The sequence below is a fragment of the Micromonospora marina genome (assembly GCF_900091565.1).
Classification (GTDB): domain Bacteria; phylum Actinomycetota; class Actinomycetes; order Mycobacteriales; family Micromonosporaceae; genus Micromonospora; species Micromonospora marina.
Window position 1 is genome coordinate 48,196 of sequence record NZ_FMCV01000018.1, and the last position, 23,123, is coordinate 71,318.

The window sequence follows — 23,123 nt, forward strand, 5'->3', positions numbered from 1 at the left end:
ACGCTCACCGCGTCCTCGTCGCGACCGCGACGATCGCCATCCGGGGCACCTCGGCCACGAACTGCCCGTCGGCCCGGTAGACCAGCGGACGGGCCGGCACGTCGTCGCGGCCGAGCGCGGCCAGGTAGCCGGTGTGGTCGAAGTGGCGGGTCAGCAGCGCCCACACCTCGCTGTCGGTGAGCGTGGCGAGGAAGTCCCGCACCCCGTACATGTCGCCGACGTAGTCGCGCATGCCCGAGTAGGCGGACTCGGCGCTGCCGCCGCGCACGATCAGCGGGTCGTACAGGTCGACGACGCGTACCGGCAGCCCGGCCGCGTCGAACAGGCCGGTCAGCTCGGCGCGGCTGAAGTGCCGGTAGTCGTGGCCGCCGGCGGCGTGCGGGTGCACCACCTCGCCGAAGAACCCGGCCATCGGGCTGGACTCGTCGAAGTCGTGCAGCACGATCCGGCCGCCGGGGCGGACCACCCGGGCCGCCTCCGCCACCGCCTGCGGCCGCCGGTCCGCCGGGATGTGGTGCGTGCCGTACGCGAGCAGCACCGCGTCCACGCCGGCGTCGCGCAGGAACAGGAAGTGCGCGGCCTGGCGGACGGCGGGCAGGCCGTGCGCGAGCGCCTTGTCGACCATGTGGCCGGACAGGTCGCCGGTGATGAACGCGAGTTTGGACTCGAAGCAGGCGGACTGGCTGCTCGCGGCTCGGGCCACTGTGCCGTCACCGCCGAGCACGTCGAGGATGAGCGTCACCGGGGCGGCGGCGTCCGGGGTGGCCAGGTCCAGCAGCCGCCGCATGCCGGCCCAGCGGACGAGCGTGTCCCGCTGGGCCCGGCGGTAGGAATCGCCCCGGCCGGTGGTGTCGGTGTCGAACTCGCTGACCGTGCCGGCCAGTTCCGCCAGCGCCTCGTCAGCGCCCGGTCGCCCGAAGTCGAGCAGTTCGCGCAGTTGCGGGTGAAGGGTCGCCACGGTGTGCAGGTAGTCGCGCAGGGCCAGGGACGGAAGGTACGGCCGGCTCATGAACACCTCGGCGCACGCGACAGTATGCCGCCTCGTCAGCGACGTCCCTTCGGCGAACGGATGGCAGACTTTAACACCGCTTCTGGCCGGTTCACCAGGTCGAATACCGGACATTGTGGAAGGTCCGGTACGGGTACGAGTCCTTACCCGCTCTTTGTCGCCTAATCCGCCACAGCGGTGTGACTGGCGACGATGTGTCGCATTAGGTCGATGATTTCCGGCAGATGGTCGGAAAGGAAGAAATGCCCGCCGGGAAACACGTGCCGCAACGGCTCGGTGACACATTCCCGCGCCCACCCCGCGGCCCGGTCCGGGTCCACGTGTTCGTCCCGGTCGCCGAGCAGCACGTGCACCGGCACCACAAGCGGCGGCTCGGGCCGGTAGACGTACCGCTCGGACAGCGCGAAGTCGGCGCGTACAGCGGGCAGGACCAGCTCCATCAGGTCGCGGTCGGCCAGCAACGCGACCGGCGTGGCCCCGAAGTCCCGCAACGCCTCGACCAGACCGGCGTCGTCGAGGTCGTGCACGCGCCGCCGTACCAGCCGGGTCTGCGGCGCCTCCGCGCCGCCGACCAGCAACGCCAGCGGCGCGGGCGCACCCCGGCGGCGCAGCTCCCGGGTCACCTCGAACGCCACGAGCGCCCCCAGGCTGTGGCCGGCCAGCAGGAACGGCCCGGACGCCCGCTCGATGACGGCTGTCGCCAGCGCGTCCACCAGCTCCGGGAGGTCGTCCACCGGCGCCTCGTGCAACCGGGCGCCCCGGCCCGGCATCAACGCGACCTGCACCGACAGCTCCGGCGCGGCCAGTTCCTGCCACTGCGCGAAGGAGGCGGCGACACCACCGGCATACGGGAAGACGAACACCTGGGCGTCGCCGGTCGAGGACCCGGCCGGCCCGAACCAGCGACCCCCACTCACCTGGGACATGGCCAGGAGCATAGGGCGCGCGTCGGCCACGGGGTGGCCGCACGGACCGCTCCGGCACGCCCACGCCGGCACCGGCCGGTGCTACGGTGGACCCCGGGCGAGCCGGACGTGGCCGTCCGAGCGCGAAGACCGCACCGGGAGACCAGACATGGCGGGTGACGACGACATCTCCGGGTGAGACCGGACATGTGACCGACCGCAGGCGAGCGCCGTGGTCGTGTCGTCGTACCCGAGACCGTGTCCCCCGCCGGGCGGCTGTGGTCCGCCCGCCCTCACCTTCGAGGTCGTCTTCCCGATGTCCGACTCGTTCATCGTCTGCTCGAACCTGACCTTCTCCTGGCCGGACGACACCCCGGTGTTCCAGGGCCTCTCCTTCACCCTCGGCGGCGGCCGGACCGGACTGGTCGCGCCGAACGGCGCCGGCAAGAGCACGCTGCTCAAGCTGATCGCCGGCGAGTACCGCCCGTCCGCCGGGTCGGTCACCGTCGGCGGCGTGCTGGGCTACCTCCCGCAGAGCCTGCCGCTGGCCGCCGACCTGACAGTGGCCGAGGTCCTGGAGATCGCCCCGCTGATCGCGGCGCTGCACGCCATCGAGGCCGGCGACGCCGACGAGAAGCACTTCACCACCATCGGCAACGACTGGGACGTCGAGGAGCGCACCCGCGCCCAGCTCGACCGGCTCGGCCTCGGCGACCTCGCCTTCGACCGGCGCCTGGGTACGCTCAGCGGCGGCCAGGTGGTCGCCCTCGGCCTGGCGGCGCAACTGCTCAAGCAGCCCGACGTGCTGCTCCTTGACGAGCCCACCAACAACCTCGACCTCGGCGCCCGGCACCGGCTCTACGACGTGCTGGAGCATTGGCACGGCTGCCTGCTGCTGGTCAGCCACGACCGGACGCTGCTGGACCGGATGGACCGCATCGCCGAACTGGACCGGGGCGAGATGCGGTTCCACGGCGGCAACTTCAGCGCGTACGAGGCGGCGGTGCGGGCCGCGCAGGAGGTGGCGGAGAAGAACGTCCGCAGCGCCGAGCAGGACCTCAAGCGGGAGAAGCGGGAGTTGCAGGAGGCCCGCGAGCGAGCGGCCCGGCGGGCCGGTAACGCCGCCCGCAACCTGAACAGCGCCGGCCTGCCGAAGATCGTCGCCGGGACCATGAAGCGCAACGCCCAGGAGTCCGCCGGGCGGGCGAGCGAAATGCACTCGGGACGGGTCGACGGCGCCCGGGCACGGCTCGACGAGGCCGAGCGGGCGCTGCGCAACGAGAAGACGATCGCGGTGGAACTGCCCGCCACCACGGTCCCGGCCGGACGCACGCTGCTGGCCGCCGAACGGGTCCGGGTCCGGCGCGGCGAACGGCAGGTGTTCGCCGACGACGGGATCGACCTGACGATCCGCGGCCCGGAGCGGATCGCCCTGCTCGGCGACAACGGTGCGGGCAAGTCCACGCTGCTGCGCCTCATCGACGGCGACCTGGAGCCCGAGAGCGGCCGGATCACCCGCGCCGACGGCCGGATCGCGTACCTGTCGCAGCGGCTGGACCTGCTGGACCTGGACCGTACCGTGGCGGAGAACCTGGCCGCGTTCGCGCCGCAGGCCCCGGATGCGCAGCGGATGAACCTGCTCGCCCGCTTCCTGTTCCGCGGCCCGCGGGCGCACCTGCCGGCCGGGGTGCTCTCCGGTGGTGAGCGGCTGCGCGCCACGCTCGCCTGCGTCCTCGGCGCCGAACCGGCGCCGCAGCTCCTGCTGCTCGACGAGCCGACGAACAACCTCGACCTGGTCAGCGTCGCTCAGCTGGAGAACGCGCTCAACGCCTACCGGGGCGCGCTGTTGGTGGTCAGCCACGACGAGCGGTTCCTCGCCGCGATCGAGGTCGGGCGCTGGCTGCGCCTGGCGCAGGGACGCCTGGTGGAGACCGGCCCTCCGGACGCCGGCTGACCGGCAGGGCCCGGTCAGACCGCCGGCAGGCGGACGACGAACCGGCACCCGCCGGTGACGTTGTGCGCGTCAACCCGCCCGCCGTGCGCCTCGACCAGTCCGCGCACGATCGCCAGGCCCAGCCCGCCGCCGGCCGGCGCCGCCTCGTCGGCGCCGGCCGGTGCGGGGGTACGGGCCCGGGTGCCCCGGAACGCCACGTCGAACACCCGGGGCAGGTCCGCCTCCGGGATGCCGCCGCAGGTGTCGGAGACGGCCAGCCACGCGTCGTCGTCGTCCCGGCCGGCGTCGATGCGCACCGTGCCGTCCGGCGGCGTGTACCGCACCGAGTTGACCAGCAGGTTCGTCACGACGCGGGCGAGTTCGGCCTCGGCGGCACGGACGGTCGGCCAGCCGGTCTCCGGGGCGACGACACGCACCCGCCGGTCGGCGGCCAGCGGCGCGGTGGCGGCGATCGCGTCGGAGACCACGTCGCCGAGCGGGACCGGGGACAGCGCGGGCCGCAGCGCTCCGGCGGTGATCCGGGACAGCTCGAACAGGTCGTCGACCAGCCGCGTCATCCGGTCCGTCTCGACCCGGATCCGGCGGTGGTACTCGGCCACCGCCGCCGGCTCGTCGACCACCCGGTCCTCCAGCGCCTCCGCCATCGCCCGCAGCCCGGCCAGCGGCGTACGCAGGTCGTGCGAGACCCACGCGACCAGCTCGCGGCGGCCGGCCTCCAGCTGCCGTTCCCGCTGCCGGGCCTGGTCGGCCCAGACCGCCGCCTGCGCCAGCCGACGCGCGAACGCCACCCCGACGGCGAGGCTGACCGCCGCGGACGCCGCCACCGTCACGAGGACGACCTGGAGGTCGTGCGCGGACAGGAACATGGCCTGGGCGACGGCCGTGACGCCCGCCGTCACCGAGGCGATCGTGACCGCCAGCAGCACCGCGATGTGCGCGAGGATCGACCGGTGGCGCACCAGCCGCAGCGCGCCCACAGCGAGCGCGCCGACGGCCGCACCGGCGAGGAGGGCGTAGAGCCCGATGACCATCAGTTCGTTCACCGGGACGCCTCCGACGGCTCGTACCGGTAGCCGACGCCCCACACGGTGACGATGCGGCGCGGCTGCGCCGGGTGGTCCTCGATCTTCTCCCGCAGACGCCGGACGTGGACGGTGACGGTGGACTGGTCGCCGAAGCGCCAGCCCCACACGCGGTCCAGCAGCTCGGCCCGCGACCAGGCGCGTCCCGGGTTCGCCAGCAGGAACGCGAGCAGATCGAACTCCCGCACGGTCAACGACAGCGGACGCCCGCCGCGCTCGGCGACGCGCCGGCCGGTGTCCGCGGTGAGGTCGCCGTCGCACAGCACCCCGGCCGGTCCCCGGTCCTGCGGGGCCGCGCGCCGCAGCACCGACCGGATGCGCAGCACCAGTTCGCGCGGGGAGAACGGCTTGGTCACGTAGTCGTCCGCGCCGACCTCCAGCCCGGCGACCCGGTCGGCCTCGTCCCCGAGCGCGGTGAGCATGACCACGGGCAGGCCGGGCAGGCGGCGACGCAGCCGGCGGCACACCTCGATGCCGTCGAGACCCGGCATCATCAGGTCGAGGACCACCAGGTCGGGTGGCTCCTCCTCGGCCGCGGCGAGCGCCTCGGGCCCGTCGAAGGACAGCCGGACCCGGCAGCCGTCCTGTTCCAGGTACCGCCGGACGACGTCGCTCACCGTCCGGTCGTCGTCGACGACGAGCACGTAGCGCCCCATGGGTCAGACGCTACCCACCGGCGTCCCGGTGCGGCGGCCCGCGGTCGACCCGTAAGCGGTCGGAAAGATCTTTCCGCCGGGTACGCGCCTACTGTCGGAGCATGGGCAGAAGACGTGTGGTGTTGTCGGGGCTCGCCGTCGTGGTCGTCACCGGTCTCGCGGTGGGTCTGTACCTGTTCCAGCCGTGGCGGCTGGTGACCGACCGTGAGGTACGCGAGACGCTGCCGTCGGTGGCGGAGCCACAGCCGGCCGGTACGACCGGCCCGTCGGCGACCGGCGGGGCGCCCGCCGACGTGCTCCTCGCCGCCGGTGACTTCGTCACCCACGAGCACGACACGTCCGGCCGGGCGCAGCTGGTCCGCCTCGCCGACGGCCGCCGCCAGCTGCTCCTGCGGGGACTGGACACCTCGGACGGCCCCGACCTGCGGGTGTGGCTCACCGACCGGGAGGTGCTGCCCGGGCGTGCCGGCTGGCAGGTGTTCGACGACGGCCGCTGGGTCGAACTGGGCCGGCTCAAGGGCAACATCGGCGACCAGGCGTACGACATCCCGGCGTCGGTGGACCTGGACGGGTTGCGCAGCGTGTCGATCTGGTGCAAGCGGTTCGCGGTGTCGTTCGGCGCGGCGCCGCTGGCCGCGACGGGAACGGGACCGGCTCCGGCCTGACGGCAGTGCCCGCCCGGTGCTGGGCTACGCTGCGGGAAGCGCTGGTTCACCCGGGCGGCGACGGCCGGGTGTCGTAAGAGGGAACCCGGTGGGAATCCGGGACTGCCCCGCAGCGGTGAGCGGGAACGACAGCCGTCAACAGCACTGGGCCACGGCCTGGGAAGCGACGGCCGGTAGGCGACCTCGTGTCCGGCCCGCGAGTCCGAAGACCTGCCCGCGTCGCGCGTACCACCGGTGCGCGCCGCCGTCGACCTCGCGGGTGGGTCGGGCGGGTGACACGCCGTGCGCAGGGCCGTCGGCGTTCCCTCGACGTGCACACCCAAGCCGGTCGGCGGTCCGCTTCTGCGAGGACGGAACCGCACAGTGCCCGACATCATCACGCTCACCGGCCGACCACCGTCGGCCTCGCACCTGACTTTGTCGCAGATCATGGACCAGCACCACACCAACCTGATGGGCACGGTCCACGGCGGGCGCATCCTCAACCTGATCGACTCGGTCGCCGGGGTGGTCGCCGCCCGCCACTCCGACGGCCCGGCCGTCACCGCCGCCATCGACGAGACCGCGTTCCTGCGGGCGGTACGCGTCGGGGACGTGGTGCACGTGGACGCCCGGATCACCTGGGCCGGCCGCAGCTCGATGGAGGTGGCGGTCAAGGTCAGCGCGGACCGGTGGGACCGCGCGGTGCCGCCGGTGGACGTGGCCACCGCGCATCTGGTGATGGTGGCGGTGGACGACGAGGGGCAGCCCCGGCCGGTGCCGCCGCTGCGCACCGAGACCGAGGGCGACCGGCGGCGCTACCGGGAGGCGCAGATCCGGCGCGAGCACCGGCTGGCGCTGCGCCGGGCGCTGCTCGACGGCGCCGGGGAGGGCTGAGCGGTGCTCGGGCTCTCCGCGGCCACGCTCGCCGGTTACCTGGCCGCCATCGTGGTGCTCATGCTCACACCGGGACCGGACATGATGTTCGTGCTCGCGAACGCCACCCGGTACGGCCCGCGGGCGGGCGCGGTGGCCGCGCTCGGGGTCGCCGCCGGGGAGGCGGTGCACGTCGCCGCCGTGGTGGCCGGGCTCGCCACCGTCATCGCCGCGTCCCCGGTGCTGTTCACCGCGATCCGGTGGGCCGGTGCGGCGTACCTGATCGTGCTGGGGCTGCGGGCGCTGCGCGGCACGGGCCGGCCCGGCGCGCGTGCGGACCGGCCGGTCGGCGGCGCCGGGCGGGCGTTCCGCCGCGGGCTGCTGACGAACCTGCTCAACCCGAAGATGATCCTGTTCAGTGTGGCGTTCCTGCCGCAGTTCGTGCGGCCCGAGTCGGGCCCGGTGGCGGCGCAGCTGGTGCTGCTCGGCGTGCTGTTCGTCGCGGTGCAGCTCGCCGTGGACCTGGTGCTCGGCGTGGGCGCGGGGCGGTTCGCCAGCCGGTGGGGCGACAGCCGCTGGTCGCGGCGCGTGGACCGGCTCTGCGCGGTCGCCTTCGTGGCGCTCGGCGTCCGGCTGGCCGCCGGCTGAGACGCACCGACTCCGTCACGCCGAGGTGGCGGCATCAGAGGTGCTCCGACCCCGCCACCTCGGCGAACTGGCGATGATCATGATGGGTGTCCCGGTTCGGTTCCGCCGGCGCCCGGAACACGGCCGGCCGCTCGCGGTCCAGGTGCAGGCGCAGCAGCACCCAGCCCAGCGACACGCCGCCGATGAACACGTACGCGGGCCGGGTGCCGAACGTGTCCCAGCAGGTGTGCAGCGTGACGGTGGCGGCGAAGGTGAGCAGGAACGCCGCCAGCTTCCGGCCACCGGGCGCGGCGGCGAACGTGAACAGCGCGGCGGCGGTCAGCCCGGTCCAGGCCAGGTGCGCGGCGGGCGCGGTGAGACCGCGTACCAGCAGTGTCTGCTCCACCGCGCCGAGACTGCCCTGCGACCCGACGAACGCGGCGAACGCGTAGCCCACGGTCTCCAGCGCGGCGAACCCGGTGCCGGAGGCCACGCCGATCACCAGCCCCTGCGCCGGGGACCGGTGCCGCCGCCACAGCAGCAGGACGCCGGCCGGCACGATCAGCTTGGCGGTCTCCTCGGCCAGCCCGACGAGCGCCATCGGCAGGACGCCGAGGCGGTGCAGTGTGCCGTACTCCAGCCAGCCGGCGGCGACCACGCCGATCACGCCGCCGAGCAGCGCGGCGACGCCGACGACGGAGCCGGGGACCGGGCGGCGCGCCGGCCGCCCCTGGGCGAAGGTCAGGAACGTGGCGGGTGCGACGGACGCGCCGAGCAGGATCAGCGCCGGCACGAACGTGACGGTCCCGGTGCCGGCGAGTGTCTCCAGCACCAGCAGGTGGAGCCCGACGCCGACGAGCAGGACCGCCACCCACGCCCAGCGGCGTCCGGTATTCCCCATACCGCCGAGTATCGCGCCCGGCGGCGAGCCGCGGCATCGGGGGTAGGCACAGTGGACGGTGAGATCATTCCGACACGCCGACACGACATCTGGTGTTGCAAGGAAGCCCTCACCGCCATATATGGTGGCTCTCGCAGCTGGTTCGGCCGGGCCTTCACTGGTCCGTCCGAGGCAAGAGGGAACCCGGTGGAAGTCCGGGACTGCCCCGCAGCGGTGAGTGGGAACGACAGCCGTCAACAGCACTGGGCCACCGGCCTGGGAAGCGACGGCCAGTAGGCGGCCGGCGACCCCGGTCGGGCCCGCGAGTCCGAAGACCTGCCAGCGCGCCGTGCGCCTCCGCGTACGGCGGTCGGAGGTCGCGCGGGACGACCGACGCCAGCAGCCGGGACGGCCGTTGCGCCGCGCCCGTTGGCGTCTCCCGCCGTCTCCGGACGGTGACAGCGAGGAGAGGTCATGACGGTCGTACAGGAGAGTCCCCCGTCCGGAACCGGCGGGTCCGAGGTCCGCCGGCCGGCGATGCGGGTACGCAAGCGCGACGGCGGCGCCGAGCCGGTGGACGTCAACAAGATCGTCCGGGCGGTGGAGCGCTGGGTCGCCGACCTGGACGAGGTGGACCCGCTGCGGGTGGCCACCAAGACGATAAGCGGGCTCTACGACGGGGCGACCACCGCCGAGCTGGACCGGTTGTCGATCCAGACCGCGGCGGAGCTGATCGGCGAGGAGCCGCAGTACTCGAAGCTGGCGGCGCGGCTGCTGGCCGCGTACGTGGACAAGGAGGTCCGCGGTCAGGGCGTGGCGAGCTTCAGCCAGTCGATCGCGTACGCGCACGGGCTGGGGCTGATCGGCGACGAGACGGCGGCGTTCGTGGCCCGGCACGCCCGCAAGCTCGACGACGCCGTGGACCCGGACGGCGACCTGCGGTTCGAGTACTTCGGACTGCGCACGGTGGCGGACCGCTACCTGCTGCGGCACCCGGAGTCCCGGCTGGTGGTGGAGACGCCGCAGTACTGGCTGCTGCGGGTGGCCTGCGGGCTGTCCCGCACCCCCGGCGAGGCGGTCGGCTTCTACCGGCTGATGTCCACCCTCGCCTACCTGCCCAGCTCCCCCACGCTGTTCAACTCCGGCACCCGGCACACCCAGATGTCGTCGTGCTTCCTGGTCGACTCGCCGCGCGACGAGCTGGACTCGATCTACGAGCGGTACCACCAGGTGGCGAAGCTGTCGAAGTTCTCCGGCGGCATCGGCATCTCCTGGTCGCGGGTGCGCGGCCGGGGCGCGCTGATCCGGGGCACGAACGGCCGGTCCAACGGGATCGTGCCGTTCCTCAAGACGCTCGACGCCGGGGTGGCCGCGGTCAACCAGGGCGGCCGGCGCAAGGGCGCGGCCTGCGTCTACCTGGAGCCGTGGCACCCGGACGTGGAGGAGTTCCTGGAGCTGCGGGACAACACCGGCGAGGAGTCCCGGCGTACGCACAACCTCAACCTGGCCAACTGGATCCCGGACGAGTTCATGCGCCGGGTCGAGGCCGACGGCGAGTGGTCGCTGGTCGACCCGTCGGACGCCCCGGAGCTGCCCGACCTGTACGGCGAGGCGTTCGACGCCGCGTACCGGGCCGCCGAGAAGAAGGCGGTCCGCACGGTGCAGGCCCGGGACCTGTACGGGCGGATGATGCGCACGCTCGCGCAGACCGGCAACGGCTGGATGACGTTCAAGGACACGTCGAACCGGCTGTCCAACCAGACCGGTGAGCCGGGCAACGTCATCCACCTGTCCAACCTGTGCACCGAGATCCTGGAGGTCAACGACGACGCCGAGACCGCCGTGTGCAACCTCGGGTCGGTCAACCTCGGCGCCCACGTCACCGCCGACGGGGTGGACTGGGATCGGCTGCGCGCGACGGTCCGCACGGCGGTGGTCTTCCTCGACCGGGTGATCGACATCAACTACTACCCGGCCGAGCAGGCGGCGGCGTCGAACCCGCGCTGGCGGCCGGTCGGGCTCGGCCTGATGGGACTGCAGGACGCGTTCTTCACGCTGCGCCTGCCGTTCGACTCGGCGCAGGCCAAGGAGCTGTCCACGCGCGTGCAGGAGGAGATCCTGCTGACCGCGCTGGAGACCTCCGCCGGACTGGCCGAGCAGTTCGGCCCGCATCCGGCGTACCCGCAGACCCGGGCCGCCAAGGGTGACCTGCACCCGGACCTGTGGGGCGCGGAGCCGGCGCAGACGCAGCGGTGGGCGGCGCTGCGCGAGCGGATCGCCGCGGGCGGGCTGCGCAACTCGCTGCTGGTGGCGATCGCGCCGACCGCCACGATCGCGTCCATCGCCGGCTGCTACGAGTGCGTGGAACCGCAGGTGTCCAACCTGTTCAAACGCGAAACCATGTCCGGGGAGTTCCTCCAGGTCAACACGTACCTGGTGCGGGAGCTGAAGGCGCGCGGGCTGTGGACGCCGCAGGTCCGCGACCGGATCAAGCGGGCCGAGGGCTCGGTGCAGGACATCACCGAACTCCCCGCCGAGGTGCGCGAGCTGTTCCGCACCGCCTGGGAGCTGCCGCAACGGGCGCTGATCGACCTGGCCGCCGCCCGCGCCCCGTTCATCGACCAGTCCCAGTCGCTGAACCTGTTCCTGAGCGCGCCGACCATCGGCAAGCTCTCCTCGATGTACCTGTACGCCTGGAAGGCCGGGCTGAAGACCACCTACTACCTGCGATCCCGTCCCGCCACCCGCATCCAGCAGGCCACCGTCGCCCCGGTGCCCACCCCGGTCTCCGGCGTGGTCTCCGCCGTCAGCGACGACGAGGCGCTGGCCTGTTCCCTGGAGAACCCCGAGAGCTGCGAGGCATGCCAGTGACCACCACCGCACCGACCCGGCACATGCTGCTCGACCCCGGCATGGACCTGACCCTGCGGCCGATGCGCTACCCGCGCTTCTTCGACCGCTTCAAGGACGCGATCAAGAACACCTGGACGGTCGAGGAGGTGGACCTGCACTCCGACCTGGCCGATCTGGCGAAGCTGTCCCCGGCCGAACGGCACCTGGTGTCCCGGCTGGTGGCGTTCTTCGCCACCGGCGACACCATCGTGGCCAACAACCTCGTGCTCAACCTCTACCAGCACGTCAACTCGCCCGAGGGCCGGCTCTACCTGTCCCGGCAGCTGTTCGAGGAGGCGGTGCACGTCCAGTTCTACCTGAACCTGCTGGACACGTACGTGCCGGACGAGAAGGAACGGTTCGCCGCGTTCGCCGCGGTGGAGAACATCCCGTCGATCGCCCGCAAGGCCGAGTTCTGCTTCCGGTGGATCGACTCCGTCTTCGACCTGCGGGAACTGCGGACCCGCGCGGACCGGCGGGCGTTCCTGCTCAACCTGATCTGCTTCGCCGCGTGCATCGAGGGTCTGTTCTTCTACGGCGCGTTCGCCTACGTCTACTTCCTGCGGTCCCGGGGCCTGCTCAACGGGCTGGCCTCCGGCACCAACTGGGTGTTCCGGGACGAGTCGATGCACATGGCGTTCGCCTTCGACGTGGTGGAGACCGTACGCGCCGAGGAGCCGGACCTGTTCGACGACGAGATGCAGCGGCAGGTGAAGGAGATGCTGTCCGAGGCGGTGGAGTGCGAGGTGAGCTTCGCCGAGGACCTGCTGGGGCAGGGCGTACCCGGGATGTCGCTGGCCGACATGCGCGAATACCTCCAGCACGTGGCCGACCGGCGCCTCGCCGTGCTCGGCATCGCCCCGATGTACGGCAGCGGCAACCCGTTCGCGTTCATGGAGTTGCAGGACGTGCAGGAGCTGTCCAACTTCTTCGAGCGCCGGGTGTCGGCGTACCAGGTCGGGGTGACCGGCTCGGTCACGTTCGACGACGACTTCTGACCGCCGCCCCCGCCCCGGCCGTCACGGCCGGGGCGGGACCGGGCTCTCGCCGGGCAGCGCCGTCGCGCGGACCCGCCCGATCAACGCCACCACGGCGAGCGCCATCACGGCCACCACCACGAACGCGCTCCGCAGGTCCAGCGCGCCGGCGAGCAGGCCGATCACGGGCGCCGCCAGCAACGCGCCCGGCCACTGGCCCATGGCCACCACCGAGACGCCCTCGCCCGAGGTGAGGCCCGGCTGCTCCCCGGCGAAGCCGAGCACCGTCGGGGTCACGCACGCCAGGCCGAAGCCGAGCAGTCCGAAGCCGGCCATCACCGCCGCCGGATGGGGGTACGCCACCGGCAGCGCCACGCCGACGGTGGCCACGAGCGCGGACAGCCGGACGAAGCGGATCCGCCCGAACCGGCCGGCCAGCCGGTCGCCGAACAGCCGGGCGACGGTGGCGGCCAGCGACAGGCAGGTGTACGTCGCAGCGGCCAGCACCGCTGCGGCGCCTGCCACCTCGGTCGCGTACAGGGCGCTCCACTGGGCGCCGGCCATCTCGATGAACGAGGCGAGGAAGGCGATCACCGCGAGCAGCAGCAGCTGCGGGGTGAACCGGTCGCGCAGCCGTCGCCGGTCCTCGCCGTCCTTCGTCTCCTGCCGGGGCGTGTCGGGCAGCCAGCGGTGGGTGCCGACCAGCAGCGCGCCCAGCAGGACGCTGGTGACCGCCATCTGCGCCGACGGGGACATCCCGATCGCGGCGGCGCCGGTGCCGCAGAGGCCGCCGGCCAGCATGCCGATGCTGAACCCGGCGTGGAAGGTGGACAGGATGGGCCGCCCGTACCGCTTCTGCACCTCGACCGACTGGGCGTTCATCGGTGTGGCCAGCAGGTTCGCCGCGAAGCCCCAGACCGCGAGCCCGCCGACCAGCGCCACCACGGTGGTGGACGCGGCCAGCAGTGGGGCGTTGACCAGGATCAGCGCGGCCCCGGCCAGCGCCAGCCGGCGCGTGTTGATCCGGCTGATCAGCACCGCCACCACGACCAGGGAGATCAGCTCCCCGGCATTGGTGGCGATGTTCGCCAGGCCCCAGCCGGTGTTGCCGACGCCCACCGCGTCCCGCACCTCCGGCACGCGGGCCGACCACCCGCCGATGGCCAGGCCCATGATGACGAAGAGCAGCGCCACCGACCAGCGGGCCCGGACGGCCGAGCGGGGCACCGGCGGCGCGGGCTGCTCCGTCGTGTGCTGGTTCGTCGAGGTGTCCGTCATGGTCGTCGTACCTCTCTCCGATCGCTCCGCCGGAACTCCTACCCGATCGCGTGGTCGAGGAAGCACGCACCGTCAGGGAGGCGTACCCGCGCCGGGGTGGTCGCGGGGTCGGTGACCAGCGCCGACACCACCGCCACGTAGTCGTCGATCAGGCCGCTCACCAGGTCGTCGCCGAAGACGCCCCGGTTGCGGATCACCACGCCGCCGGCCCGGTCGTCGTCCACCACGACGATCGGCGAACCGCGCTTGACCCAGACGGGCAGGCACTGGGGCGGCACGTCCGCGGCGACCACCGGCGGCGGTGTGCCGGGCACGGGCCGGGCGGTGACGTCGACCGGCTCCACGAGTAGCTCCGGGCAGTGCAGCACCGGCGACGCGGACGCGGCGGACTGGAACCAGGCGTCGAACAGGTGGTTGTCCGGCCAGGGGCGGATCGCCGCGAAGTCGGGGTGGACCGCCCGGGCCAGCCGGTGGAACGCGGTGGCGTGCGCGACCGCCTCGGCCAGCGACGCGTGCGCGGCGTCGACCACGGCGCTCATCGGCGTGTCCGGCGCGACGTCGACCGGCAGGTAGACGTTGTTTGTGAACTGCCCGACGAGCTGCCGGGACAGCGGGCTCTCCCGGCCCAGCGTGGTGGTGCCCAGCACCACCCGGGGCCGGCCGGCCCGCCGGGACAGCAGCACCAGGTACGCGGCGAGCAGCAGCACGTACGGGCTGGTGCGGGACCGGCGGGCGGCCGGGCGCAGCCGCGCGGTGACCTCGGGCGGGAACGCGAAGCGGGTGGCCACCTCAGCGCTGAGCGCGACGTCCGGCGCCGGCGGCGACGCCGGGAACAGCTGGTACGGCTCCACCGGCCGCAGCCGGTCCCGCCAGTACGCGCCCCGGACGGCGGCGCCGACGCCGTTCCCGGCCTGCTCCGCCTCCTGGAGCGCGGCGAGGGCGCAGTGGTCCACACCCAGTGGTGGCTGCGGATCGGCCGCGCCGAGCCGGGCCGCGTACGCGTGGCACAGGTCCTCCACCACCACGCGGCACGACCAGCCGTCGGAGACCATGTGGAAGAAGCAGAGCGCGAGCAGGTGCTCGGTCTCGGAGAGCCGGACCAGCGCGGCCCGCCACAGTGGCGCCCGGCCGGGGTCGAACGCGTCGTTGCGGTGCGCGTACGCGATCCGCTCGACGCGGTCCTGCTGCTCGGCCGGCGGCAGGCCGGACAGGTCGACGTACTCCAGCGGCGACTCCACGTACGGCAGGATCTGCACCCGGGGCTCCACGCCGATGCGATCGAACCGCATCCGCAGCGCGTCGTGCCGGTCCACCACGTCCTGCATCGCCTGCCGCAGCACGTCGGTCCGCAGGGTGCCCCGTAACCGGCGGAACTCCACCACCACGAGCCGGGAGGCGCCGGGGTGAGCCGGGTCGAGCGCGGTCATGAACTCCCACATCATCTGCTGGCCGGGGGCCAGCGGGAACGTCGTCGGCACTGCCACTCCCCCTTCAGGCCGCCACCGGCGGCGCGGCCACCGGCAGGACCGGTCGGCGGTCCGCACCGTCCGGTCGGTGGTCCGGCCGGTCCGGCTGGTAGTCCGCCTCGTCCGGCGCGCGGAAGCCGGTGAAGAGCAGGTCGGGGCGGCCGAGCCGCAGCGACGTGACGAACGCGGCCCCGTCGAAGAGCGTCTCGATGGCCGCGCAGGCCATCGACTCGGCCACCGCGCGCGGTCCCCGGTCGCCGCCGAGCCGTCCGGGTGTCTTCGCGGCGACCACTGCGGCCGCGACGGCCGGCACCGCGAGCAGGCTGCGCCCTCCGCTGCGCCGGGCGGTCAGCAGCCCGGCCAGCGCGGTCACCGCGAGCGTGCTGGCGGTGTTGAGCACGAACCGGCGGCGGTGCGGGTGGGCGAGGCAGAGCCACTGCTCGGAGCGCCCGTACGTGGTGAACCGGTAGGCGACCGCGCGGAACGTGTCGGCGACGCCGGTGTCGTGGGTGATCACCCCGCCCGGGTCGGTGAGCAACGCGTAGCCCGCGTCGGTGAGCAGCAGCCCGAGGTGCAGGTCCTCCCCGCCCAGCGGCATCGGGGAGTCCTCCGGGAAGCCGCCGACCGACTCGAAGACGGAGCGTTTCACCGCCATGTTCGCCCCGGCGCCCCAGGACACGCGCTCGTAGTGCAGCGGCCGGGTCAGGTCGCCGAGCAGCAGGTACGAGCGGCGCATCACGCGGAAGAACGCGCTGTCGCCGGGCTCGACGATCACCGGGCCGGTGACGCCGGCGACCTCCTCCCCGGAGGCGCGCAGCCGGGCCGCGTACCGGGTGATCAGGTCGGCCGGCACCCGGCAGTCGGAGTCGGTGAACAGCAGCAGGTCGTGGCGGGCGTGCCGGACGCCCAGGTTCCGTTTGGCCCCGACGTGCCGGGGCCCGCGCACGTAGCGGGCGCCGTACTCGGCGCAGGCGGCGCGGTGCGCGGCGGCCGCGACGGGCGCCGAGTCGTCGACGACCACCACCTCCACCGGCTCCGGGCAGTTCGGGGCGGCGTCGCACAGGCTGCGGAGCTGGCGGCGCATCTCCGCCACCCGGTCCTTGACCGGGATGACGACGGAGACGCCGCGCGTGACGGCGCGGGGTTCGGTCGGTTCGCCCACGGGCGATGCGGATCGGCTCATGCCCCGAGGTTCGACCACCGGGATACAACGCCGATACACGGCGCCGGCCGGGCCGGCAATCGCGTGTGTACCGCCGATGTATCGATGGCCGTCAAGGTCGAGGGCATGACGACCTCCATCCCTCTCGACCGGCGGCTCGCCGTGGACGGTGGCCGGCCGGTCCGCCCACCCGACCGTCCGTGGCCACGCTGGCCGGTCCCCGCGCCGGACGCCGCCGGCAACCTCGCCGCGGTGCTGACCGGCGGCCGGTGGGCGATCAGCAGCCCGTCCGTCGGCGACACCGTCCTGTTCGAGCGCCGCTTCGCCGCCGACTTCGCCCGCTACGTCGGCACCCGCCACTGCGTGCCGGTCGACCACGGGTCGAGCGCCCTGGTGGTGGCCCTGGAGTCACTCGGCCTCGGCTACGGCGAGACGGTGCTCGTACCGGCGCTGACCTGGACCGCCTCCGCGACCGCCGCACTGCGCGCCGGCCTGGTCCCGGTGCTCGTCGACGTCGACCGCGACACCGGCTGTGTGCGGCCGGACGACCTCGACCTGTCGGTGGACCCGCGTGCCGTGGTCGCCGTGCACTGGGCCTCCAACATGGCCGACGTGCCGGCGCTCGACGCGGTCACCCGGCCGCGCGGCATCTCCGTCGTGGAGGACTGCGCGCAGGCCCACGGCGCCACCTGGCAGGGCCGTCAGGCCGGCTCGCTCGGCCGGCTCGGCTGCTTCAGCTTCCAGCACGGCAAGGTGCTCACCTGCGGCGAGGGCGGGGCCGTGGTCACCGACGACGACACGCTCGCACCGGTGCTCCAGGAGCTGCGGGCCGACTCGCGCCGCTACCGCGGCGACCGGACTCCGGCGGGCGAACTGGACCTGGAGGAGAGCGCCGGTGTGCAGGGCGCCAACTTCTGCCTGGGTGAGTTCTCCGCCGCCGTGGCCTGCGCGCAACTGGCCACCCTGGACGAGCAGCACGACGTCCGCAACCACAACTACCGGCTGCTCGGCGAGCTGCTGGACGGCGTCGACGGCGTACGGCTGCTGCGCCCGGCGGCGGAGCAGACCCGCCTCTCGATCTACGAGGGCACGATCGTCTTCGACGAGTTGCCGGCCGGCATGGACAACACCGCCGTGGCCGCCGCGCTCACCGCCGAGCTGGGCCGGCGGTTCTACTGCACCGACGAGCCGCTGCACCGCAGCCGGCTGCTCCAGCCGTGGACGAAGCCGCTGCTCGCGCCGCTGGCCGAACGCTTCGCGGCGATCCACCGGGGGCGCACGTACCCGAACACCGAATGGCTCGCCGCCCACACCGTCCAGACGCACCACAGCACGTTCCTCGGCACCGGACCGGACATGGAGGACATCGCCGCCGCCGTCGCCAAGGTGCTCGCCCGCTGATCCGCGCCGTCCCCGGCGCACCAGAGAAGGGAACTTCCCGTGACCGTCACCCATCCCGAGACCTCGCACGCCCCGACCTCGTCCCCCGACACGGACGCGCCCGTCGGCCTGTGGCTCAACGGCGCCCGCGGTTCGGTCGCCACCACCGCGATCACCGGTCTGCTGGCGCTGCGCGCCGGCATGGCCGACTCGACCGGCTGCGTCACCGACACCCGCATGCTGCGCGACGCGCCGCTGGCGAGCTGGACCGACCTGGTGGTCGGCGGGCACGACATCGTCGACACGCCGCTGGAGAAGAAGGCCGAGTCGCTCGTCGACTCCGGGGTCATCCCAGCGCCGGTGCTGGCCGCCGTGCGGGGCAGCCTGCCCGAGGTCGAGCAGAACCTGCGCACCGGTTACGACGCGCGTACCGAGACCGGACCGCTGGCCGAGGTGGTCGAGCGGCTGGCCGGCGACATCGAGGAGTTCCGTGCCCGCCACGGGCTGTCCCGCGTCGTCGTCATCAACGTGTCCTCCACCGAGCCGCCGGCCGACCACCGGCCCGAGCACGACGACCTGGACGCGCTGACCCGCGCCCTGGCCGACCCGGACGACAAGGCGCTGCCGGCCAGCTCGGTGGTCGCGTACGCGGCGTTCCGGGCCGGTTGCGGCTTCGTCGACTTCACCCCGTCCACCGGCGCCCGCCTGCCCGCGCTGGAGATGCTGGCGCAGCGGGAACGCGTGCCGTTCGCCGGCTCCGACGGCAAGACCGGGGAGACGCTGCTGCGCACCGCCCTGGCGCCGATGTTCACCAGCCGCGCCCTGCACGTGCTCTCTTGGGCCGGGGTGAACCTGCTCGGCGGCGGCGACGGCGCCACGCTGGAGGATCCGCGCAACGCCCGCAGCAAGCTCAGCTCCAAGTCGGGTGTGCTGCCCGCGCTGCTCGGTGAGGACGTCACCGCCCCGCTGCACATCGACAACGTGCCGGACCTGGGCGACCACAAGACCGCGTGGGACCACGTCTCGTTCGAGGGGTTCCTCGGCGTCCGGATGTCCATGCAGCTGACCTGGAGCGGGGTCGACTCGACACTGGCCGCGCCGCTGGTGCTCGACCTGGCCCGGCTGACCGCCGCGGCGCACCGCGCCGGGCACGTCGGCCCGATCGAGGAGCTGGGGTTCTTCTTCAAGGACCCGATCGGCACCGACGAGCACGCGCTGGCCGAGCAGGCACAGGCGCTCGCCGCCTGGGCCAACGGCCTGGACGGCCACGGCGACAGCTGACCTTCGTACCGGCCGCCGGCGCGGCACCGTCCGCGCCGGCGGCCCCGCCCACGTACCCGCATCGAGGAGTCCCCCATGTCCCACCACGTCCCGAACGCGCCGGACCGGCCGAGCACGGATCCGGTGTGGACGCCGATCCTGACCGGTCTGCACGCCACCGCGCTGGACTGTCTCCAGACGAGCTTCGCCCTGCTGGCCGACCACGCGAACGGGTCCGGCAGTCACCTCGCCCTCGGCGCCCGGTACGGGTTCCGCACCCGGGACAGGGACGGTCTGGTCACCGTCGAGGCGACCTCGGACGACCGGGCCGCCGAGGCGGTCGACCTGCTCGGCCTGCGGGTCGAGGGCCGGTGGATGCAGCTCGACGGCCCGCAGGTGCGCCGGCTGTGCGCGCCGGGCCAGCCGCTCTACGTCACCGCCGACGCGTACGACCTGCCGTGGTGCCCGTACCACGAGCACGAACACATGCGGCACAGCTTCCTGGTCACGGCCGCCGCGCCGGGCGAGGTCACGGTGGTCGACGCGTACCACAACGACACCGCCTGGGGCCCCGCGCGTCCCGGCGTGTGGCGGCTGCCGGCCGCCGCGTTCGACGCCGCGCTGGCCGGGGGCGCCCACACGCTGGCGGCGACGGCGCACCCCGCCCCGGCGATCGACGTGCCAGCCATGCTCGCCGGCAACGCCACCCGCGCCGGCCGGGCCCGCCCGGAGATCGCCACCTACCTGGCCCGCACCGGTGCCGCCCTGGACACCGTGGCCGGGCTGCACCGCTTCGTGCTCGACGTCTGGCTGCTGGCCCGCGCACGCGACCTGCACGAACGCTGGCTGTCCACGGTCCGGCCGGAGGCCGCCGCCGCACTGGCCGGGCAGGACGCGCGCTGGCAGCAGCTCGCCACGCGCAGCTACGTGGCGCTGCGGCGGGCCCAGGCCGGCCGGCCGGCCGCGCCGGAACTGGCGGACGCGCTCGGCACACTGATCGACGACCACCTGGCCGCGCTGGAATCGATCGCCGGACGGGCCGTCCCGCCCGGCGGCGACGGCACGCCCGCGCCGGGCCGGGCCGGCGACGACGGGGTACGCGCGGCGGTGCTCGGCGCGCTCGGCGACACCCTGGACCTGGACTCCTCGGCCCTGCGCACCACCGACGTGCTCCGGGAACTGCCCGGCTTCGACTCGTTCCGGCTGGTCGACGTCATCGACCGGGTCGAACGCCGGCTCGGCGTCGAGGTTCCGGCCACCGCGCTGTCCGCGGCCGACCTGCGCGACGTCGGCTCCCTGTGCGCCATGTTCGGCGCCGCCACCGGAGGTGCCCGATGAGTACCGAACTGCTGCACGACCTGCTGGACCGCGCCGCCGAGGCGCGCCCCGACGCGCCCGCCGCCGGGGACGGGACCGTCGAGTTCACGTACCGTCAGGTGTGGGCCGACAGCCTGCGGCTGGCCGGCTGGCTGCGCGGGCAGGGCGTCCGGCGCGGCGACCGGGTGCTGGTGGCACTGCCTGCCGGTGCGACCCTGCCCGCGCTGCTGTACGCGGTCGCCCGTGCCGGCGGAGTCTTCGTCGTCCTGCGGACGCCGGCCCCCGAGGTCGCCCTCGCCCACGTGCTCGACGACGCCGAACCGGGCCTGGTCCTCACCGACGACCCGGTGCTGGCCGGCCTGTCCCGCGCCCGTGGCGTCCCGGTGCGCGGCGTGGCCGAGGTGCGCCACGCCGCGTCCGCCGTGACGATCGGCGGCGCGTCCACCGGCCCGGCCCCGCTCGCGGTCGACCCGGTCTGCCTGATCTACACCTCGGGCAGCACCGGCATGCCGAAGGCCGTGGTCTCCACGCACGCCCAGGTCACGTTCGCGGTGCGGGCGATCCAGTCGGAGCTGTGCTACCGGCCCGACGACGTGGTGCACGTCCTGCTGCCGCCCTCGTTCGACTACGGCCTCTACCAGGTGTTCCTCAGCACCGTCGCCGGCGCCCGGCTGCGCCTGGGCGACCCGGGGGACACCGGCGGCCGCCTGCTGGCGACACTTGTCGAGTCCGGCGCCACAGTGCTGCCCTGCGTGCCGTCGCTCGCGATCAACCTGCTGCGGCTGCTCGGCCGGGCGGGCGCGTCGCGTCCGCCGCTGCGCCTGCTCACCAACACCGGCGCCGCCATGCCGCCGGAGGTGCTGGCCGGCCTGCGCCGGCTGCTGCCCGGCCTGACCGTCCAGCTCATGTTCGGCCTCACCGAGTGCAAACGCGCGGCGATCATGCCGCCGGACGCCGACCTGCGCCGGCCCGGTGCCTGCGGGCGGGCGCTGCCCGGCACCGAGATCTTCACTGTCGACGCCGAGGGGCGGCGTCAGCCACCGGGCGTCCGTGGCGAGCTGGTGGTACGCGGCCCGCACGTGATGGCCGGGTACTGGCGACGACCCGAGCTGACCGCGCAGCGGTTCCGGCGCGCGAACGGCCTGTTCCCGCAGCTGCACACCGGCGACCACGGCCACGTGGACACCGACGGGTACGTCCACTTCGCCGGCCGGCGCGACGACGTCTACAAGGAGAAGGGCACCCGGGTCAGCGCCACCGAGGTGGAGGCCGCCGCGTACCGGGTCGACGGGGTGGACGCGGCCGGGGTGCTGCCGCCGGCCGACGGCCGCGACGGCGCGACGCTGTTCGTGGTGGCCGCGCTGCCTCCCGCCGACGTGCTGCGCCGGCTGCGGGAACAGCTGGAGGAGATGAAGGTGCCGGCGCGCTGCGTCGTGCTGCCCGACCTGCCGCTGACCGGCAACGGCAAGGTGGACCGGCGGGCGCTGGCCCGGCTGGCGGGTGAGCACAATGGCTGACCTGCCCTTCGACACGCCGGCGTACCGCTACGACCTGGCCCGGGTACGCACCAGCCACGCCACCCTGGTCGCCGCGCTGCCCGCACCGAGCCGCCTGTTCTACTCGCTCAAGGCCAACCCGCACCCGGCGCTGGTGGCGGCGCTGCACGCCGCCGGCTGCGACGCGGAGATCTGCTCCCCGGGTGAGCTGGCCGCCGCGCTGCGGGCCGGTGTGCCGGGCGAGCGCATGCTCTACACCGGACCCGGCAAGCGCGACGCCGAGGTCGCCGAGGCGGTCCGCGCCGGTGTCCGCTGGTTCTCCGTCGACTCGCCCGAGGGCCTGGACCAGGCCGACCGGATCGCCACCGCGCACGGCGTCGAGCTGCGGTGCCTGCTGCGCGTCAACGACCGGGTGCCCAACCCGGGCCAGGGGCTCACCATGACCGGCGTCGCGTCCCAGTTCGGCGCCGACGCCGACTGGATCGAGCGGGAACCGCAGCGGTTCCGCTCCCGCCCGTCGGCCCCGGTACGGGGATTCCACCTCTACACCGGCAGCAACGTCGACTCGGTGGACGCGCTGGTGGCACAGTTCACCGCCGCGGCGCGTACCGCCCGGCGGCTGCGGGACCTGCTCGGCGTCGACCTGACCCTGCTCGACCTGGGCGGCGGCTTCGGCGCGCCGTTCGCCCGGCCCGGACACAACGCGGACCTGACCGGCCTCGCCGACCGGGTCGCCGCGGCCCTGGACGGCCTCTTCCCCGGCTGGCGCGACGGCACGCCGACGGTCGCCTTCGAGTCGGGGCGGTTCCTCACCGCCACCGCCGGCACGCTGCTCACCCGGGTGCTGGACGTCAAGCGGTCGCAGGGCACGCCGGTGGTGGTGCTGGAATCCGGCATCAACCACCTCGGCGGGATGTCCGGCCTGCGCCGGCTGCCGCCGCTCGTACCGGCCCTGCACGCCGCCGACGGGCGCGACGGCGCGCCGCTGGAGGCCGCGATCGTCGCCGGGCCGCTGTGCACCCCGCTGGACACCTGGGCCCGCGCCGCGACCCTGCCCGACGTACGGCCGGGCGACGTGCTCGCCGTGCCGAACGTCGGGGCGTACGGGCTCTCGGCGAGCCTGCTGGCCTTCCTCGGCCATCCGGCGCCGGTCGAGGTCGTCTGCGACGGCGACCGCGTCGTCGAGACGTCCCGGCTGACCCTGACCCGGCACCCGGTCGACCCGCCGGGCACCACTGCCGAAACCCGAGAAGAAAGGTGAC

Annotated in this window: 19 protein-coding genes and 2 riboswitches; of the genes, 11 read left to right on the forward strand and 8 right to left on the reverse strand. The window is 73.9% G+C overall.

Annotation, left to right across the window (positions count from 1 at the left end):
• Positions 1–4: 4 nt before the first annotated feature.
• Both GA0070215_RS19690 and GA0070215_RS19695 read right to left on the reverse strand, forming a co-directional pair.
• A complete protein-coding gene (locus tag GA0070215_RS19690; RefSeq protein WP_091048513.1) occupies positions 5–1,009 on the reverse strand; it encodes a class I SAM-dependent methyltransferase in 1,005 nt (334 codons plus the stop codon).
• A gap of 161 nt (positions 1,010–1,170) precedes the next feature.
• Complete coding sequence (locus tag GA0070215_RS19695) at positions 1,171–1,935, reverse strand: thioesterase II family protein (RefSeq protein WP_244167061.1); 765 nt, start codon at positions 1,933–1,935, stop codon at positions 1,171–1,173.
• A 295-nt stretch (positions 1,936–2,230) separates the two neighbouring features.
• Here GA0070215_RS19695 and GA0070215_RS19700 point away from each other — a divergent pair, with 295 nt between their 5' ends.
• Positions 2,231–3,868 (forward strand): ABC-F family ATP-binding cassette domain-containing protein, encoded by a 1,638-nt coding sequence (locus tag GA0070215_RS19700; RefSeq protein WP_091048339.1) that lies wholly within the window; start codon positions 2,231–2,233, stop codon positions 3,866–3,868.
• A 14-nt stretch (positions 3,869–3,882) separates the two neighbouring features.
• Here GA0070215_RS19700 and GA0070215_RS19705 read toward each other — a convergent pair whose 3' ends face one another.
• Both GA0070215_RS19705 and GA0070215_RS19710 read right to left on the reverse strand, forming a co-directional pair.
• A complete protein-coding gene (locus tag GA0070215_RS19705) occupies positions 3,883–4,899 on the reverse strand; it encodes a sensor histidine kinase (RefSeq protein WP_231394815.1) in 1,017 nt (338 codons plus the stop codon).
• 8 nt (positions 4,900–4,907) lie between these two features.
• Complete coding sequence (locus GA0070215_RS19710) at positions 4,908–5,606, reverse strand: response regulator transcription factor (protein WP_018786848.1); 699 nt, start codon at positions 5,604–5,606, stop codon at positions 4,908–4,910.
• Positions 5,607–5,707: 101 nt separating this feature from the next.
• Here GA0070215_RS19710 and GA0070215_RS19715 point away from each other — a divergent pair, with 101 nt between their 5' ends.
• The 3 genes from GA0070215_RS19715 to GA0070215_RS19725 all read left to right on the forward strand — a co-directional run bounded on the left by GA0070215_RS19715 (position 5,708) and on the right by GA0070215_RS19725 (position 7,774).
• Positions 5,708–6,271: a DM13 domain-containing protein gene (locus tag GA0070215_RS19715; RefSeq protein WP_091048342.1), complete on the forward strand. Its 564-nt coding sequence runs from the start codon at positions 5,708–5,710 to the stop codon at positions 6,269–6,271.
• A gap of 25 nt (positions 6,272–6,296) precedes the next feature.
• A riboswitch (cobalamin riboswitch) is annotated at positions 6,297–6,503 on the forward strand.
• Positions 6,504–6,634: 131 nt separating this feature from the next.
• Positions 6,635–7,147: an acyl-CoA thioesterase gene (locus GA0070215_RS19720; RefSeq protein WP_091048345.1), complete on the forward strand. Its 513-nt coding sequence runs from the start codon at positions 6,635–6,637 to the stop codon at positions 7,145–7,147.
• A 3-nt stretch (positions 7,148–7,150) separates the two neighbouring features.
• A complete protein-coding gene (locus GA0070215_RS19725; RefSeq protein WP_091048347.1) occupies positions 7,151–7,774 on the forward strand; it encodes a LysE family translocator in 624 nt (207 codons plus the stop codon).
• A gap of 34 nt (positions 7,775–7,808) precedes the next feature.
• Here GA0070215_RS19725 and GA0070215_RS19730 read toward each other — a convergent pair whose 3' ends face one another.
• Positions 7,809–8,654, reverse strand: coding sequence for a PrsW family intramembrane metalloprotease (locus GA0070215_RS19730; RefSeq protein ID WP_026268233.1), 846 nt, complete (start codon positions 8,652–8,654; stop codon positions 7,809–7,811).
• Positions 8,655–8,775: 121 nt separating this feature from the next.
• A riboswitch (cobalamin riboswitch) is annotated at positions 8,776–8,991 on the forward strand.
• A 116-nt stretch (positions 8,992–9,107) separates the two neighbouring features.
• On the opposite strand from GA0070215_RS19730, the gene GA0070215_RS19735 reads away from it, so the two are divergent.
• On the forward strand, positions 9,108–11,504 hold the full coding sequence (locus GA0070215_RS19735) for a ribonucleoside-diphosphate reductase subunit alpha (RefSeq protein ID WP_091048350.1): 2,397 nt from the start codon (positions 9,108–9,110) through the stop codon (positions 11,502–11,504).
• On the forward strand, positions 11,495–12,523 hold the full coding sequence (locus GA0070215_RS19740) for a ribonucleotide-diphosphate reductase subunit beta (RefSeq protein WP_091048352.1): 1,029 nt from the start codon (positions 11,495–11,497) through the stop codon (positions 12,521–12,523). The genes GA0070215_RS19735 and GA0070215_RS19740 overlap by 10 nt, the downstream gene beginning before the upstream one ends.
• A 21-nt stretch (positions 12,524–12,544) precedes the next feature.
• Here GA0070215_RS19740 and GA0070215_RS19745 read toward each other — a convergent pair whose 3' ends face one another.
• From GA0070215_RS19745 to GA0070215_RS19755, 3 genes are read right to left on the reverse strand one after another with little or no spacing between them, the layout of a single operon-like run.
• On the reverse strand, positions 12,545–13,780 hold the full coding sequence (locus tag GA0070215_RS19745; protein WP_018786840.1) for an MFS transporter: 1,236 nt from the start codon (positions 13,778–13,780) through the stop codon (positions 12,545–12,547).
• Positions 13,781–13,818: 38 nt separating this feature from the next.
• Positions 13,819–15,258: a condensation domain-containing protein gene (locus GA0070215_RS19750; protein WP_091048516.1), complete on the reverse strand. Its 1,440-nt coding sequence runs from the start codon at positions 15,256–15,258 to the stop codon at positions 13,819–13,821.
• Positions 15,259–15,271: 13 nt separating this feature from the next.
• Complete coding sequence (locus GA0070215_RS19755) at positions 15,272–16,429, reverse strand: glycosyltransferase (protein WP_091048358.1); 1,158 nt, start codon at positions 16,427–16,429, stop codon at positions 15,272–15,274.
• A gap of 105 nt (positions 16,430–16,534) precedes the next feature.
• Here GA0070215_RS19755 and GA0070215_RS19760 point away from each other — a divergent pair, with 105 nt between their 5' ends.
• The 5 genes from GA0070215_RS19760 (at position 16,535) to GA0070215_RS19780 (ending at position 23,122) form a co-directional block, all read left to right on the forward strand.
• On the forward strand, positions 16,535–17,809 hold the full coding sequence (locus GA0070215_RS19760) for a DegT/DnrJ/EryC1/StrS family aminotransferase (RefSeq protein WP_244167062.1): 1,275 nt from the start codon (positions 16,535–16,537) through the stop codon (positions 17,807–17,809).
• Between the two features lie 39 nt (positions 17,810–17,848).
• Entirely contained in the window at positions 17,849–19,069 is a 1,221-nt protein-coding gene (locus GA0070215_RS19765; protein ID WP_091048365.1) for an inositol-3-phosphate synthase, read from the forward strand.
• A gap of 75 nt (positions 19,070–19,144) precedes the next feature.
• Positions 19,145–20,386, forward strand: coding sequence for an acyl carrier protein (locus GA0070215_RS19770; RefSeq protein WP_091048369.1), 1,242 nt, complete (start codon positions 19,145–19,147; stop codon positions 20,384–20,386).
• Positions 20,383–21,882 (forward strand): class I adenylate-forming enzyme family protein, encoded by a 1,500-nt coding sequence (locus GA0070215_RS19775; protein ID WP_091048372.1) that lies wholly within the window; start codon positions 20,383–20,385, stop codon positions 21,880–21,882. Before GA0070215_RS19770 ends, GA0070215_RS19775 begins: the two co-directional genes overlap by 4 nt.
• The gene (locus GA0070215_RS19780; protein ID WP_018786834.1) at positions 21,875–23,122 is read left to right on the forward strand and encodes a type III PLP-dependent enzyme domain-containing protein; all 1,248 of its coding nucleotides are present in this window, start codon (positions 21,875–21,877) and stop codon (positions 23,120–23,122) included. Before GA0070215_RS19775 ends, GA0070215_RS19780 begins: the two co-directional genes overlap by 8 nt.
• The last annotated feature ends 1 nt before the right edge of the window (position 23,123 follow it).